General features: G+C 73.9%; 10 protein-coding genes. 7 read left to right on the top strand and 3 right to left on the bottom strand.

The annotated features are described in order from the left end of the window. Positions 1-173: 173 nt before the first annotated feature. Both OG937_14870 and OG937_14865 read left to right on the top strand, forming a co-directional pair. Complete coding sequence (locus tag OG937_14870) at positions 174-3830, top strand: serine protease (protein WUD72888.1); 3657 nt, start codon at positions 174-176, stop codon at positions 3828-3830. A gap of 333 nt (positions 3831-4163) precedes the next feature. Then, positions 4164-5120 carry a bifunctional riboflavin kinase/FAD synthetase gene (locus tag OG937_14865; protein WUD72887.1) on the top strand — a complete coding sequence of 319 codons (957 nt, stop codon included), beginning with the start codon at positions 4164-4166 and terminating at the stop codon, positions 5118-5120. A 76-nt stretch (positions 5121-5196) separates the two neighbouring features. Here OG937_14865 and OG937_14860 read toward each other — a convergent pair whose 3' ends face one another. From OG937_14860 to eccE, 3 genes are all read right to left on the bottom strand, one after another. Continuing rightward, positions 5197-7680, bottom strand: coding sequence for an SCO5717 family growth-regulating ATPase (locus tag OG937_14860; protein WUD72886.1), 2484 nt, complete (start codon positions 7678-7680; stop codon positions 5197-5199). Positions 7681-7997: 317 nt separating this feature from the next. Continuing rightward, the gene (locus OG937_14855; GenBank protein WUD72885.1) at positions 7998-8843 is read right to left on the bottom strand and encodes a hypothetical protein; all 846 of its coding nucleotides are present in this window, start codon (positions 8841-8843) and stop codon (positions 7998-8000) included. Beyond that, complete coding sequence (gene eccE, locus OG937_14850; GenBank protein ID WUD72884.1) at positions 8843-10180, bottom strand: type VII secretion protein EccE; 1338 nt, start codon at positions 10178-10180, stop codon at positions 8843-8845. The genes OG937_14855 and eccE overlap by 1 nt, the downstream gene beginning before the upstream one ends. A gap of 278 nt (positions 10181-10458) precedes the next feature. Between eccE and eccB the strand changes: the two genes are divergently transcribed. The 5 genes from eccB (at position 10459) to OG937_14825 (ending at position 14645) form a co-directional block, all read left to right on the top strand. After that, positions 10459-11991: a type VII secretion protein EccB gene (gene eccB, locus OG937_14845; GenBank protein ID WUD72883.1), complete on the top strand. Its 1533-nt coding sequence runs from the start codon at positions 10459-10461 to the stop codon at positions 11989-11991. 229 nt (positions 11992-12220) lie between these two features. After that, positions 12221-12547: a WXG100 family type VII secretion target gene (locus OG937_14840; protein WUD72882.1), complete on the top strand. Its 327-nt coding sequence runs from the start codon at positions 12221-12223 to the stop codon at positions 12545-12547. Positions 12548-12621: 74 nt separating this feature from the next. Beyond that, the gene (locus OG937_14835; protein WUD72881.1) at positions 12622-12912 is read left to right on the top strand and encodes a WXG100 family type VII secretion target; all 291 of its coding nucleotides are present in this window, start codon (positions 12622-12624) and stop codon (positions 12910-12912) included. A 130-nt stretch (positions 12913-13042) separates the two neighbouring features. Next, entirely contained in the window at positions 13043-14299 is a 1257-nt protein-coding gene (gene mycP / locus OG937_14830) for a type VII secretion-associated serine protease mycosin (GenBank protein ID WUD72880.1), read from the top strand. Between the two features lie 22 nt (positions 14300-14321). Continuing rightward, on the top strand, positions 14322-14645 hold the full coding sequence (locus OG937_14825; protein WUD72879.1) for a hypothetical protein: 324 nt from the start codon (positions 14322-14324) through the stop codon (positions 14643-14645). Positions 14646-14690 lie beyond the last annotated feature (45 nt).

The following is a 14690-nucleotide window of genomic DNA, read 5'->3' as shown; positions in this document are numbered from 1 at the left end:
ACGATCCCCCTCCCTCCCCGTCCCTATCCACCCCCCAAGATCAATTCACCCCAACGGGCAGGCGCTCGGAGTGAAGAGAGGGAGCGCTTGGGGGCGCGTTCGACGTGGGATCTGTTGTGTCGATCAACGGACGTCTACGGTCGAAACGGGCACTGTGGCGGGGAGGTGCGCAGATGGCGGTACTGCCCGCCGATGTCGACCGGGCGCTGGTGCGCGTCCGTGACCTGGCCGGACGGCCGCGGGGGACGGGGTTCCTCGTCGAGGCACGGGACGGACGGGGGACGCTCGTGACGAGCCATGAGGCCGTGGACGGCCTCGTACGGCTCGTGCTGCACGCGCACGGGGAACAGACGACCCTCGTCGAGGCGCCCGCGATCACCCCGCTGCCGGAGCTGGGGCTGGCGCTCGTGGCGACGGAGGGACTGGACGTACCGCCGCTGCCGGTGGCCGGGTTCGCGCGCACCGCGGGGGCCGGGCGGGGGGTGCGGTTGCGCGGCGCGGCCTGGGTGGAGGCCACGATCGCGGGGACGGCGCCGGTGACGTACACCGCGACGGACCGCTTCCACCTCCTCGACGTGGCGTACGAGCTCGCCGGTGCGCGCGGTGACGACGAGCCGCTGCGTGCCGTCGCCTCGGGGGAGCCCGTGATCGACGCGGAGACCGGTGCCGTGCACGGCGTCGTCGTGACCGCGCTGCACGCGGGACGAAGGGCGGGCGGGTTCGCGGTGCCGTTGCGGGCGCCGGCGGAGGGCGGGGCGCTCGCGGACGCGCTGGCGCGCAACGCGGCGACCGTGCCCGCGTACGGGCCGCACCTCAACATCGCGGGGGCGCTGCGGCTGACCGCGACCTCCGTCGCTTCCGCGGCCCGGCCGCGGCCCTGGCGCGAGGCCGAGGCGCGCCCGGACACGGAGGCGGAGCTGGCGGGCTTCACGGAGGAGGGGTGCGCCTGCGTGCTCGGGCTGGTCGGCGCCCCCGGCAGCGGCCGTACGACCGCACTGGAGGCATTGGCCGTCCGGCGTGCCGCGGGCCTGGACCCGGCGCCCACGCTGTGGCTGCGCGGGGCCGAACTGCGGGCGGGCGACGCCGGCTTGAGGGACGCCGTGGCGCGGGCGCTGGCCGCCGCGGGGCGCATCGTGCACGCGGGGAGGGTGCCGGAACGCGCGCCGGCCGACGCGTCGCCCGATGCCGTCGCCCGCCTGGCGCACGCCGTGGGGCGGCGGTTGCTCGTCGTGCTGGACGCTCCCGAGGAGATGCCGCCGCTGCTGGCCCACGCGCTGCGCGAGTGGTCCGCGGAGACGGCGCGATGGCTGGGCACGGCAGGAGCGCGGCTGATCGTGGCGTGCCGCCCCGAGTACTGGGAGCAGGCCGGCGCCCTCTTCCCGCCCGGCCTGCTCCACGACGCCGGCACCCCGCCGGGCGCCCGGGCGCTGCCCGCCTGCCTGCGCCTCGGCGGCCTGGCGGAGGAGCCGGCGCGGCTCGCCCGGGAGCGCCACGGGCTGTCCGCCGGTGCCCTCGCCGAGCAGGACGCGGCGCATCCGCTGGCCCTGCGGCTGCTGTCGGAGGTGCGGGCCGCCGGCGGTGGCCTGACGGGACGGCCCGGCCGGGCGGAGGTCTTCTCGGCCCACCTGGACCTGCTGTGCCTGCGGATCGCCCACCGGATCGCGGCCGCCACGGCCCCCGCGCGGGCGACGGAGGTACGGCGGCTGGCCGCCCGCGTCGCCGGGCAGGTGCACGAGGCGGCCCGGCGCTGCCTGGGTCCGGGCCAGGGCGAACTGGACCGGGCGTCCTTCGAGGAGCTGTTCCCGTGGCGCCCCGGGTGGGCGGCGGCGGTGCTCACGGAGGGGCTGGTGGTGCCGGCCGGCGCCGGGTACCGCTTCGCGCACGAGGAGTTCGGCGACTGGCTGCAGGGTGGCCAACTCGACCTGGACGAGGCGCTGTACGCCCTGGTCCACCGCTGGTCGGCCGGCGACCGGGACGGCTGCGCCGAGGCCCCCGTGCGCCTGCCCGCCCGGACCGGGGCGCAGCCGCGGCACAGGGCCGTGCCGCCGGTGCCGCCCGCGCCGCCGCTCGCCCCGCCCTCCGAGCCGCGCTGCCTGCCCGTGCCGCGGCACCGCATCGGCCCGGTCGTGCAGGCGCTGCTGCTCACCGCCCGCCGTTCGGGGCCGGACGTCCTCGGGCGCAGGCTGCGGCAACTGGTCCAGGTGCTCGACCGCGACGCCGCCGCGCCCGCGTCGCGCGGTGGCGGGACCGTACTGCTCGACGGGGTGCCCCGGCCGCGCGGGGAGGGCGACGCCGTCGCCCGGGCGACGGCCCGGCGCGCGGACGCGGTGTGGTGGGCGGCGCACCTGCTGGGGGAGACCCTGCTCGGGGTGCCGGACGCGACCCCGTACCGGGACGTGCTGCGGCTGCTGGCGGAGCGTGTCACCGTCCGTTCGATCGAGGCCGGGGGCTTCCACGAGGGCGCGGGGCTGGGGGAGTTCGGGCCGTGGTTCTGGCGGCGGCTGCGGCTCCCCCCGGAGGAGCGCCTGGCGCTGCTGCGGTTGCTGCTGCCCGCCGACGGTCCGCCGCGCGCCGCGGACGGCACGCGGGAGCGGTTCCTGACGGCGGCCGGCGAGGTGCTGGCCGCGACGCCGCGGCCGTCGATGCCCGCGCTGTGCGGCTGGTTCACCGACGAACGGCTGCTGCAGTCCGCGCCCTCCGGTCCCCGGCCGACGGTCGCCACCGCGGCGCAGGCCCTCCTCCACACGCACCGGCGGCAGGCGGTGGACGACCTCACCGAGGCCCTGGCCGCCACGGACCACCCCCGCGCCAAGGAACTGCTGGCGGCCCTCGCCGAGGACGAGCCGTCCGCCGTGTGCCGCGCCGTCGACCGTTGGGCGCACGAGGACCGGCCGGAGCGGCACGCCGCCGCGGCCACCTACGGCCTGCTCGCCGCCCCGCACGCCGTACTCGCCGCCGACCGAGAACTGCTGCGCTACGCGGCTTTGGCGATCCTGGCCAGACCCGCCGACCGCACCCTGCACGGCGCCGCGCTCGGCCTCCTGGTGCGGGACCCGGCGACCCGTTGCCTCCACCTGCGGGCCGCCCTGGACGGCTTCGCCGCCGGCGATCCGCTGCTGCCGGCCGCGGCGCTCGCCGCGGCCCTCCCCACGCACCCCGAGCAGGTGCTCGCCGCGTTCCACTCCCGGCTGCGCGAACCGGGTCCCGGCGCCGCCGAGGTACTGCGCGAACTGGCCGAGGTGTCCACCCCGGCGCTCGCTCGCCGGGCCGCCGCCCTGGTGTGGGACCACCTCGGCCACCGACCCGAGGACGCCCGGCACGCGGCGGCCTACCTCGACCGCCGCCTGGAGCACGGGCCGGCCGCCCGCGCCGTCCTCCTCCCGCTGGTCACCGGACTGCTGCGGGAGCACCCGCCGCAGGTGCGCAGGGTGCTGGCGCCCGTGCTGGCCGCACCGGGCGGCCACGTCTCCCGCCCGCTGCGCCAGGAGCTGCTGGACGTCCTCCTGGACCAGGAACGCGACCCGGCCGTGCTCGACGCCCTCCTCGGCGCGGCCGCCGACGGGTGCGCCCGGCGGCCGGCTCCGATGACCCGCGACCTGGTGCACCGGGTCGGCCTCCTGCTCTGCCGTACGCCCGAAGGCGCTGCCCTCTTCGACCGGCGGCTGGTGCAGCTGGTCAGCGGGTCGCCCGGGTTCGCCCGGCAGGTGCGCGGATGGCTGGCCGCGGACGGCCTCGACGGCGCTGGCCCAGGGGCGTGGGACGCGGTGATCGGCCCGAGCGCCCGGCGCATGTGCGACCAGCTGGCGCCGGCGGAGGCGGTGGGCCTCTGAGACCGGCCAGGGACCATCCGCCGACGGCGGCGGCGTCACGTGCTCCGGCCGGCCGTCGTGCTGCGCCGCTGGCCGCCGCGCCGGCACTCCTGAATCGCGTGCGTCCGGCGCCGAGCCCCGCCCCGTACCGCGTCCCTTCCGGGCGGAGCCGCGGAATGTGATCCGGCTCGCGGGTGATCCGGCCGCCGAAAGCGTGCTCTCACCGTTCGGCCAAGGAGGCGCGCCAGGTCCGCGACGGCCGCGTCACCGGGGGCGCTGCGCCGGTGGGCCCCCCGGCATGGCAGGCTTGGACCTGCACATCGAAGAACCATCGGCGGTCGAGGAGCGGTCACTGTGCAGCGCTGGCGAGGCTTGGAGGACGTCCCCGGGGACTGGGGACGCAGCGTCGTCACCATCGGCTCCTACGACGGCGTGCACCGCGGGCACCAGCTGATCATCGGCAGGGCCGTGGAGCGTGCCCGCGAGCTGGGCGTCGCCTCCGTCGTCGTCACCTTCGACCCGCACCCCAGCGAGGTGGTCCGCCCCGGCAGCCACCCGCCGCTCTTGGCGGCCCACCACCGCCGCGCCGAGCTGATGGCGGAGCTGGGCGTCGACGCCCTGCTCATCCTCCCGTTCACGACCGAGTTCTCGCAGCTCTCGCCGGGCGACTTCGTCCGCACCGTGCTGGTCGACGCGCTCCACGCGCGGGCCGTCGTCGAGGGCCCGAACTTCCGCTTCGGGCACAAGGCCGCCGGTGACGTGGAGTTCCTGTCCGCGATGGGGCTGAAGTACGACTACGAGGTGGACGTCGTCGACCTCTACCTGACGGGCGAGGCGGGCGGCGGCCGGCCGTTCTCCTCCACGATGACCCGCCGCCTGATCGCCGAGGGCGACGTGGCGGGCGCCGGCGAGATCCTCGGCCGACCGCACCGGGTCGAGGGCGTGGTCGTCCGCGGCGCGCAGCGTGGCCGGGACCTCGGATACCCCACGGCGAACGTCGAGACGCTGCCGCACACCGCGATCCCCGCGGACGGGGTCTACGCCGGCTGGCTGCACGTCGAGGGCGAGGCCATGCCCGCCGCGATCTCCGTCGGCACCAACCCGACCTTCGACGGGACCGCCCGCACCGTCGAGGCGTACGCCATCGACCGCGTCGGGCTGGACCTGTACGGGCTGCACGTCGCCGTCGACTTCCTCACCTACCTGCGGGGCATGGAGAAGTTCGACACGATCGACGCGCTCCTGGAGCGGATGGCCGACGACGTCAAGCGCGCCCGGGAACTGGTCGACGCCTACGGCGCCGCCGGGTGAACCGGCGGCCGGAGCGCCGCTGACCGACAGAAGCGAAGGGCCCGTCCCGCCACGATGGCGGGACGGGCCCTTCCCGTCACTGCTGCTGGGTCCAGCCGGGCGGGACCTGCCCCTGCGCCGGGGGCTGCTGCCCGGGCTGCGCCTCCTGCGGAGGCGCGGGAGGCTGCTGGGTCCAGCCCTGGGGCATGCCGCCCTGCGCGGGCGGGGGAGGCGGGGCCGGCTGCCCGTAGGGCGGCTGCTGCGGGTGGCCGTACCCCTGCTGCGGGGGCATCTGCTGCTGCGGCGAGTACGGCTGCTGGCCCTGCTGCTGCGGCGGCATCTGCTGCTGGGGCGGGTAGACGCCCTGGGCCTGCTGGGCGCGGACGAAGTCCTCGGCGACCAGCGACGCGAGGTGGAAGTACGCCTCACGGGTCTTCGGCCGCATCATGTCGAGGTCGACCTCGGCGCCCGCGGCGAGGTGCTCGTCGAAGGGCACCACGACGACTGCGCGGCAGCGGGTCTCGAAGTGCGCGACGATGTCGTCCACCTTGATCGTCTTGCCGGTCTCGCGGACCCCGGAGATCACGGTCAGGCTGCGCTGCACGAGGTCGGCGTAGCCGTGCGCGCCGAGCCAGTCGAGGGTCGTGCTGGCGCTGCTGGCACCGTCCACCGACGGGGTGGAGACGATGATCAGCTGGTCGGCCAGGTCGAGCACGCCGCGCATGGCGCTGTAGAGCAGACCGGTGCCGGAGTCGGTGAGGATGATCGGGTACTGCTGGCCGAGCAGGGCCACCGCGCGGCGGTAGTCCTGGTCGTTGAAGGTGGTGGAGACGGCCGGGTCCACGTCGTTGGCGATGATCTCCAGGCCCGAGGGCGCCTGCGAGGTGAAGCGGCGGATGTCCATGTAGCTGTTGAGGTGCGGCAGCGCCTGGACGAGGTCGCGGATCGTCGCGCCGGTCTCCCGGCGCACGCGGCGGCCGAGCGTGCCGGCGTCCGGGTTGGCGTCGATGGCCAGGATCTTGTCCTGGCGCTCGGAGGCGAGCGTGGCGCCCAGGGCGGTGGTGGTCGTCGTCTTGCCGACGCCGCCCTTGAGGCTGATCACCGCGATCCGGTAGCAGGACAGCACGGGCGTGCGGATCAGGTCCAGCCTGCGCTGGCGCTCCTGCTCCTCCTTCTTCGCGCCGATCTTGAAGCGCGACGCCTGGTTGTTGTTCCTGCGCGCCTTCGGCTGCTGGCGCAGCAGACGGTCCGAGGAGAGCTCCACGGCCGCGTTGTAGCCGAGCGGGGCGCCGTGCATGACCCGCTGCTGCTGCTCCTGGCCGGGACCGGGACCGCCCCAGCCGGCGGCCGTGCGCGGGTCCACGGGCGGGGTGGGCTGTTGCTGCTGCTGCGGCAGCACCGGGGGGTGGGGCTGCACCGGCGGTTGCGGCTGGGGCTGGGGCTGGGCGTGCGGGCCGGGCCCAGGCTGCGGATAGCCGTAACCGTGCGGCGGTGCCGGGGGGTTGGCTCCGTCGGCGTACGGCGGCATCGGCTGCTGCCCCTGCTGCGGGAGCGGCCCGGGCGCGGGAGCCGGGGGCTGCTGCGGGGCCGTCTGGGCGTACGGCGGCTGGGGCTGGGCGTGCGGGCCGGGCCCCTGCTGCGGATAGCCGTACCCCTGCTGCGGGTACGGGGGCTGCGGGTACGGCGGCTGCTGCGCGTGGGCGTCACCCCAGGGCGCGCCCTGGTTCGGCTGCGGGTACCCGTAACCGTGCGGCGGCGGCGGGCCGGGCTGGGGGTAACCGTACGGCTGCTGCGGCGCGGGCGGGTTGGGGTCGCCCCACGGCGCACCCTGATGCGGCGGCTGCGGGTAGCCGTACCCCTGCTGAGGCGGGGGCTGCACCGGGGCAGGCTGCTGCGGTGCCTCCTGAGGGGTGGCCGGCTGGTACTCCGGCGGCAGCGGCGGCACCTGGGACTGCGGCGCCGGAGCGGGCGGCTGCGGCTGCTGCTCGGGGGTGGCCGCGATCTCCCCCTGGGGCGCTTCCTGGGGCTGCGGCACCGGCGGCTGCTGCGGCCCTGCGTCCGGCTCCGCGGGCGCGGGCGTCACCTCGGTGGCCACCGGCGCGGGCGCCTCCACGGGCTGCGGTTCCACCGGCTGCGGTTCCTCGGGCGGGGCGGGCTCGGGGTCGGCGAAGACCGCCGCCGCGGCGGCCTCGCGGGTGGCGTCAGGGACCGCCGGAGCGGGCTGCGGCTCCGCGGGGGTGGGGGCGGGGGCCTCCTCCGCGGCGGGACGCAGGGTCGGGACGCCCGGGGCGACGGCGGGTGCAGGGGCGGGCGGTTGCCCGGCCTGCGCGGGACGGGGGTTCTGCGGCTCCTGCGGTGACATCGCCTCGGGCGTGGCCGCCACCGGCGGACCGACCGGCGGCGGGCTCACCGCGGGAGCCGGGGCCGGGGGAGCGGGCGTGGGCGCGCCTCCTCCCGCCTGCTGCGTGTACCAGGACGGCGGCGCGTAGTCGATCTGGAACTCGCCCGTGAGGTCCGCGTCGGACTGATCCCCGTCCGGGACGGCCCCGCCCGTGCGGATGTCGTCCTGATCGCTGCTCACTGTGCCTCCTGGTCAACTCAAGTACGCGCCCGGTCCGTCGGAGCGGACGCGATTCCCCCGTCTCGGAGTTCCCGCGGCACAGCCGCCGCGGCTCACCGGAAGAGCCTAATCATCCGGGCCGCGGGTAGGGCAAGCGCCGTCGGCATCACGACCGGCACGCCGACGTGATGCACCGTTCGCCGCGCACGGAGCCGTGCCGTCCACGCGTTGGCACGGCCGCTGCGGATGCCGGGACCCCTGTGCCCATGCCCCGTGCCGCGGCCGGGTAACCGCCGCGGCACGAGAGCGTCCGGAGCGCCCCGACGGGCGACCCCGGGTCAGTCCACGCGCCGGGCCGGGCCCAGAAGGCCGGACTCCGCGTCCGTGGGCTGCGTCATCACGAACTGCCGGCGCTTGCGCGTGCACCACATCGTCACGTTGTCGCCGAGCGTCGGCAGCGCGGCCACGTCGGCCTCCGACAGGCCCATCACCTGGCCGATGACCTCGGCCTCCTGGGGCGAGACCCGCTGCAGCCCCACCACGTCGCCGCCGGCGAGCAACCGCGGGGCCGTCGGCCCCAGGTACGGCAGCAGGGTCATGACCGACTGCCAGGACTGCGCCGCCACCCGGCTGCGCGGCGGACGGGCGCCGCAGTCACGGACGATGACGACGGGGCTGTGCACCGAAGGACCCTGCGGGGCGATCCGCCCGACCTCGTGCACCGTCACGCACTGCTGGCCGCCGCCCGCCGCCTGCGCCATCGGCGCCCACGACTGGGGGCGGGCGGTCTCCACCGCGACCCGGGCACCGGTCGCGGCGGCGCGCAGTGACAGCACCTGCGCCAGCCACATGCTGCCGACCAGCACCACGTCGAGCCGGACCGGGCGGCTCAGCGCCAGCACGGCGGGCTGGTTGGCGGCGTCGATCCCGATGACGACACCGTCGTCACCGATCGGCAGGGACAGCCCGGACAGCTGCCCGGGCGTGAGGGTGTGCCGGTCGCGGCGCGGTCCGAGCAGCCCGAACGCGGCACGCAGCGTGCGCCGTCCGGAGCCGGCGAACGAGGAGCCGCGCGGGTCGGCGCCCTGCGGCAGGTGCGAGGGGCGGGGCCCGGCGCCGCCGGGGAAACCGGAGCCCGCGCCGGGGCGCTGTCCGCCGAAGGCGGGAACGGTCGGAGCCGACATCAGCGGGTACCTCCCAAGGGCAGCGTGGCCAGGATGCCGGGTACCTGCTCGCGGTCAAGCCGCACCAGGCCCAGCCGGGACGCGGTGGCGCGGCGCTCCAACTGACGCCGTGCCTCGGTCAGTTCGTTCTCGCTGCGGCCGGTCAGCCGTACGTACCCGGACAGCAGCGCCGCCCGGCTGCCGCCCGGCGCGAGGACCAGCGAGAAGGTGCTGGCCAGCGCGGGCGAGGAGGTCAGCAGGCCGACCAGGTCGGGCAGTGCGGCGGCGCCGGTGCCCAGCTGCGGCCAGCGGCTGACCCAGTAGGTCGTGTGCCAGCGGTCGTCGCACCGCCACGCCCGCGCGCTCTCGGAGGTACGGCGTGCCTGGCGGCTGCCGTCGAGGGCGGCGCCGCCCGTCGTGGCGAGGGGGTTCACGCAACTCGACGTCGCCACGGCGGCGATGATCTCGGGCTCGGTCAGCACGCGGGCCTCGAGCCCGGTGCCCACCAGCCGGCTCACCAGGTGGTCGGCGGCCCGCAGCAGGGCGCGCCGCGCCCCGGCCATGCCGCCGCCGCGCGCCTGCACCGCCTCCGGGCACAGTTCGGGGTCGAGCTTGATCGCGATCCACGTGAGCCGCAGCCCCGGCGTCTGGCTCTGCGCCTGCAGCGGTGCGTAGGAGCGCGTGGCCAGCGCCTGCGCGGGCAGGTGCGGGGCGGGGGCGGGCTGGGTGTGCTGGACGACCTGGACCGACGCGAGCCGGATGTCGTCCACCGTCAGCAGGCCGTTCAGCAGCTCCAGGGGGAGCGAGCGGACGCCGCGGGCCGGGCGCAGCGGTTCGTCGACCGCTTGCACCTGGACGACGGCCGTCAGGAAGGTGCCGTCGCCGATCATGCCGATCTCGCGCTGCTCGCGCTCGTCGGTGTACCCGTAGGTGCGCAGCGCGGGGTCGCACTCCACGGCCGGCACGAAACCGGGGTCGGTGCCCTGCGGGACGCCGGCGGCGTTGCGCCGCTGACGGGTCTTCAGGGCGCGGGCGGTGGCCATCCACTCCGGCATCGGGCGGCCGCGCCGCCGCAGCAGGCCGAAGAGCAGCAGCGGAACGGCGATGACCGCGGCCACGACGGGCCCGACCACCTCGTGGATCAGCCAGCCGCCCAGCAGCAGTGCGAGTGCCAGCTCGATCAGCACGAGTTGCTGCACCCGCACGGGGCCTATGCTCCCGGGTCTGCGGGTCATCACCGGGGCCGCCGCCCCGGCCCGCGCCGCGGGGGAGCCGCCGTGCCCGTTCCCGGGTGGTCCGGCGTACTGCTGCGGTGGCTCGTCGCCCGGACTGCGCCGGGACCTGGTCGCGGTGGTCATCCCCCGTACAACCCTTCTGCTTCTGCTGGTACCTGTGCCGCGTGGGCGGCGTCCGGCGCCGTCCAGCGCTCGCTCGCGTCCGTCGCCCTGCCGGCCTGGGACGCTCCGGGTGCCGCTGGCGGGCCGATCGCGCTACCCCGTACCGTACGGTGCGATCGTCACACGGCATAGTAGGGGTCCCCCTCACCACAGCCGTCACCACAGCCGTCACCGCGGCGGACAGACGGGACCGGGGAACGCCACAACAAAGCAGCGACATACGGGGAGTTGACGCAGGGATGGCGACACGTAGGGATGAGCTGAACGCCTACTCGTTCGCGCGCAGGCGCACGGTGGCCGCGTTCCTCCAGCCCTCCCCGCACGGTTCGGAGGAGGCCGCCCCGCGTCCGCTGAAGACCGTCGCCCCGAGTCTCGTCGTGGGTCTGCTGGTCGTCGTCGGCTTCGGATTCTGGGGCATATTGAAGCCCGCCGCGCCCAAGGGCTGGGACACCCCCGCCCAGAAGGTCATCGTCGGCGACGAGTCCACCACCCGTTACGTCGTGCTGAAGACCAACGGCGAGGCGCAGCTGCACCCCGTGCTCAACCTCGCCTCCGCCCGACTGCTGCTCGACCCCGAGAAGTTCGAGGTCATCAAGGTCAAGGAGTCGGTGCTCGACAACAGCGGCATGACGCTCGGCAGCACCATCGGCATCCCCTACGCCCCGGACCGGCTGCCCGGCCAGGCCGACGCCGGCAAGCCCAAGACCTGGGCGCTGTGCGAGACCCCGGGCGGCGGCACGGACCGCTCGGCCCAGCGGGCGGTCCTCGTCATCAACCAGCAGAAGCCCAAGGAAGCGGCCCTGGTCGGGGGCGCGAACCAGCTCCGTGACGACGAGGCCATGTACATCGAGGTGCCCGGCGGCGCCCAGTACCTGGTGACGGACCGGGGCTTCTCCTACCTGCTCGGCGGCCCCGACGGGAAGCAGCAGCCCGAACTGGTCAACACCCTGCGCCAGGTCATCTTCGGCGCCTCGGCGCAGCCGCAGAAGGTCGACGCCGACTTCCTGTCGACCCTCAACAACGTGCCGGGCGCCGCCATCTCCTTCCCGCAGGTCGACGGCATGGGCGAGACGTCCACCGCGCCGGGCCTGAGCGCGGAGCACGCGAAGGTCGGCCTGGTGCTGAAGGCCAACGACGACCAGTACGTGGTGCAGCGGGACCGGGTCGTCCGTGTCACCGCCTTCATGGCGAAGCTGCTGCTGAACAGCCCCCAGGCGAGGTCGCTGTACGACGGATCGCCGGAGGCGGTCTCCGTCAACGTGGGCGAAGTCACCTCGGCCCAGGCGAGCGAGACCTTCATGGACGACCTCGGTTGGCCGGAGAAGGCGGTCACGCAGGCCAACACCCAGGACGAGAAGGACGGTCGCAGCGTCGCGTGCAGCGTGTACAGCGGTGTCGACGACAAGGTGACCAAGAAGCCGGCGATGACGATGTGGGCCGGGAAGAAGTTCCCCCGGGACGTGGCGCAGAGCGGTACGAACACCTACGTCTCGCCCGGTAGCGGCCTCTTCTACAAGGCGTACGACGGTACCGACAAGCGCATCGGGTCCATCTTCATGGTCACCGACACCGGCCTGCGCTACTCGGTGCCGACGACCGGCGACAGCGACAGCGGCGGCGCCGCCAAGCAGGACGACGCGGTCGGCGTCGTGCAGACCAAGCTCGGCTACGCGAAGAACTCCCCGGTGCCGGTGCCGCGGATCTGGTCGGACCTCCTCGCGAGCGGGCCGACGCTCGACGTCAACGCGGCGAAGCAGGCGCAGGGCTCCTGAACTGGTATTTCCGCGGAGCTTCACGGGTATTGATTGAGTATTTGACAATCCATTGGCCAAGCCATCAACACCCGTGGCAACGTGAGGGTTTGGTGATGAAGGTCAGGATCCCGATACGGAACCGGGTACCTGTTCGCCTTGTCACCGCTATTGGCTAGAGTTGAAGACCGACCACATCTTCCGATGTGCGACGAATCCGATCTTCTACGTCTCATGGGGGACGCCAGACATGGCTGGACAGCAGTTCACCATGACCGAGGAGGAGATGGTTGCGTTCAGCAACCGCATCTCCACGGTCAACTCCTCGATCCAGGGCGAGATCCGCCGCCTCCAGACCGTGATCGACACGATCACCTCGGGGTGGAAGGGTTCCGCCGCCACGGCGTACAACAACCTGCAGTCGCAGGTGAACCAGGACGCCAACAAGATCAACCAGATCCTGGGCGACATCAAGGAAGCTGTGGACGCGAGCACCAAGAACTACTCCGCCTCCGAGGAGGAGCAGCGCGCGTCCATCCAGAGCATCTCGGCGCAGGGAAGCAACCCGTTCGGATGACCGTCCCCGCGCGGTGACCTGACGCCGCGCCGGCCGGCGCACCCATCCGAATCCAACATCTGAGGAGACATCACATGTCCGGGCAGATCCTGGTCAATTTCCAGACCATCTCCCAGGCCGCGACCGACGTGCGTACGACGGCCAACAACATCAAGCGCCAGCTGGACGACCTCGAGGCCGGCGTGAAGAAGATCGCGACCACGTGGGAGGGCTCCGCGCAGGAGGCCTACCGCACCAAGCAGACCGAGTGGGACCAGCGCGCCGCGTCCATGCACCAGACGCTGGAGGCCATCGCCCGTGCCCTCGACACGGCCGCGCAGAGCTACCAGGCCACCGAGAACAAGAACCGGCAGATCTGGGGCTGATGACGCGCCTGGCCGCGTAGTACGTGATGAGGGCGGGCGTGTACGGACGACGTACGTGCTCGCCCTCGTCGGCGGTTTGACCACGAACCGCACACAACGGGAGGACGGAACACCAGTGGGATCGCACGCCGTGAGGCGCACCGCCGCCATCGCCGCAGCAGCGGCGCTCGCCGCCTTCGGCCTGCCGGCCTCCGGCGTCGCCTCGGCGTCGTCGGCCGGCGACGTACGCACGGTCCTCGCCGACGACGGCGACAACGAGCGCTTCCAGATCGACGACACCCAGTGCTCGTTCCCGTCCGACGTGATCAAGGGCACGCCCTGGTCGCTGCAGCGCATCGTCCTCGAGCAGTTGTGGAAGGACACCCAGGGCCTCGGGGTGGTCGTCGCCGTCATCGACACCGGCGTCGACAAGAACAACACGCAACTCGCCACCGCCATCAAGTTCCACGCGGGCAAGGACCTGATCGACCGGGACCGCAAGAACGACGGCACCAAGGACCCGGTCGGCCACGGCACCAAGGTCGCCGGCATCATCGCCGCCCGGCCCTTCAAGGACACCGGCTTCGTCGGCATCGCCCCGCGCGCGTCGATCCTCGCCATCCGCCAGAACGACAACCAGGGCGGCGGCACGGTCAGGACCATGGTCGAGGCGATCAAGTACGCCGCGAACGCCGGCGCCAAGGTCATCAACATCTCGCAGGACACCGCCACGGCGATGCCGCCCGACTCCGCGCTGGAGCAGGCCGTCAAGTACGCCCAGGAACGCGACGCCCTGATCGTCGCCTCCGCCGGCAACGACGGCGCGGGCGGGCAGGAAAAGCTGACCTACCCCGCCTCCTACGACGGCGTCCTGGCGGTCGGCGCCTCCGACCGCGACAACGCCCGCGCCAATTTCTCGCAGCCCGGCTCCTTCGTGGGCATCGCCGCCCCCGGCGTCGACATGGTCTCCACCGTCCCCTTCGGCGGCCACTGCATCGACCAGGGCACCAGCTTCTCCGCACCGTACGTCTCCGGCGTCGCGGCCCTCATCAGGGCCAAGCACCCCGACTGGACCTACCGCCAGGTCATCACCCAGATCGAGCAGACCGCGGACCGCGGCAAGCCGGGCCGCGACGACTTCGTCGGATGGGGCGTCATCGACCCCGTGGCCGCCGTGAACGACGACGCCACCACCCCGCAGGACGCCCCGACGCCGGACCCCGTCGTCAACGCCGGGGCCCACGAGAAGATCGAGGCGGCGACCGTCATCCTCGGCGAGAGCCCCCATGAACGCACCGAGCGCTACGCCGTCTACACGGTCGGCGGCGCGATCGGCGGTGTCGCGCTGCTGGTGGGCGGCGGCGTGGTGTTGGGCGACTGGCGTCGCAAGCGAGGGATCAACACATGAGTAGGAACGGGGAAGCGACACGATGAGTGACCAGTACAAGGTCGATCTGAGTGAGCTTGAGGACACGATCACCAAGCTCAACGGCGTCATCAGCCAACTGGGCGTGGCCAACGTCTGTGCCAAGAACGACACTTACCTGCCGCCCGGCGCCCTCGGCGCCGGATTCGACGAGGCCGAGAAACTGGCGCGTGCGCACGAGGACATGAAGACGCACATCGAGTCGGTCGTCGCGTACATCCACCGTGTCATGAACGACTTCGGCGGCAAGACGAAGAAGGTGCACGGCCACTATTCGGATGCCGAATACGACGCGCAGAGCGGCATGTCCGGCTCCGGCAAGGGCTGAGGATGGGCGCAGTGAGGGCAGTGAGGAACGTCGTGCCGGTCGCCA

The sequence above is a fragment of the Streptomyces sp. NBC_00510 genome, assembly GCA_036013505.1.
Lineage (GTDB): Bacteria > Actinomycetota > Actinomycetes > Streptomycetales > Streptomycetaceae > Actinacidiphila.
Note: the sequence above shows the minus strand (reverse complement) of the source record. Positions and strands in the feature narration are given on the sequence as shown.

Excerpts from the sequence above, each read along its gene's own strand:
- OG937_14870 (WUD72888.1), top strand. The coding sequence starts at position 174 with ATGGCGGTACTGCCCGCCGATGTCGACCGGGCGCTGGTGCGCGTCCGT.
- OG937_14855 (WUD72885.1), bottom strand. The coding sequence starts at position 8,843 with ATGTCGGCTCCGACCGTTCCCGCCTTCGGCGGACAGCGCCCCGGCGCG.
- eccE (WUD72884.1), bottom strand. The coding sequence starts at position 10,180 with ATGACCACCGCGACCAGGTCCCGGCGCAGTCCGGGCGACGAGCCACCG.
- eccB (WUD72883.1), top strand. The coding sequence starts at position 10,459 with ATGGCGACACGTAGGGATGAGCTGAACGCCTACTCGTTCGCGCGCAGG.
- OG937_14840 (WUD72882.1), top strand. The coding sequence starts at position 12,221 with ATGGCTGGACAGCAGTTCACCATGACCGAGGAGGAGATGGTTGCGTTC.
- OG937_14835 (WUD72881.1), top strand. The coding sequence starts at position 12,622 with ATGTCCGGGCAGATCCTGGTCAATTTCCAGACCATCTCCCAGGCCGCG.
- OG937_14825 (WUD72879.1), top strand. The coding sequence starts at position 14,322 with ATGAGTGACCAGTACAAGGTCGATCTGAGTGAGCTTGAGGACACGATC.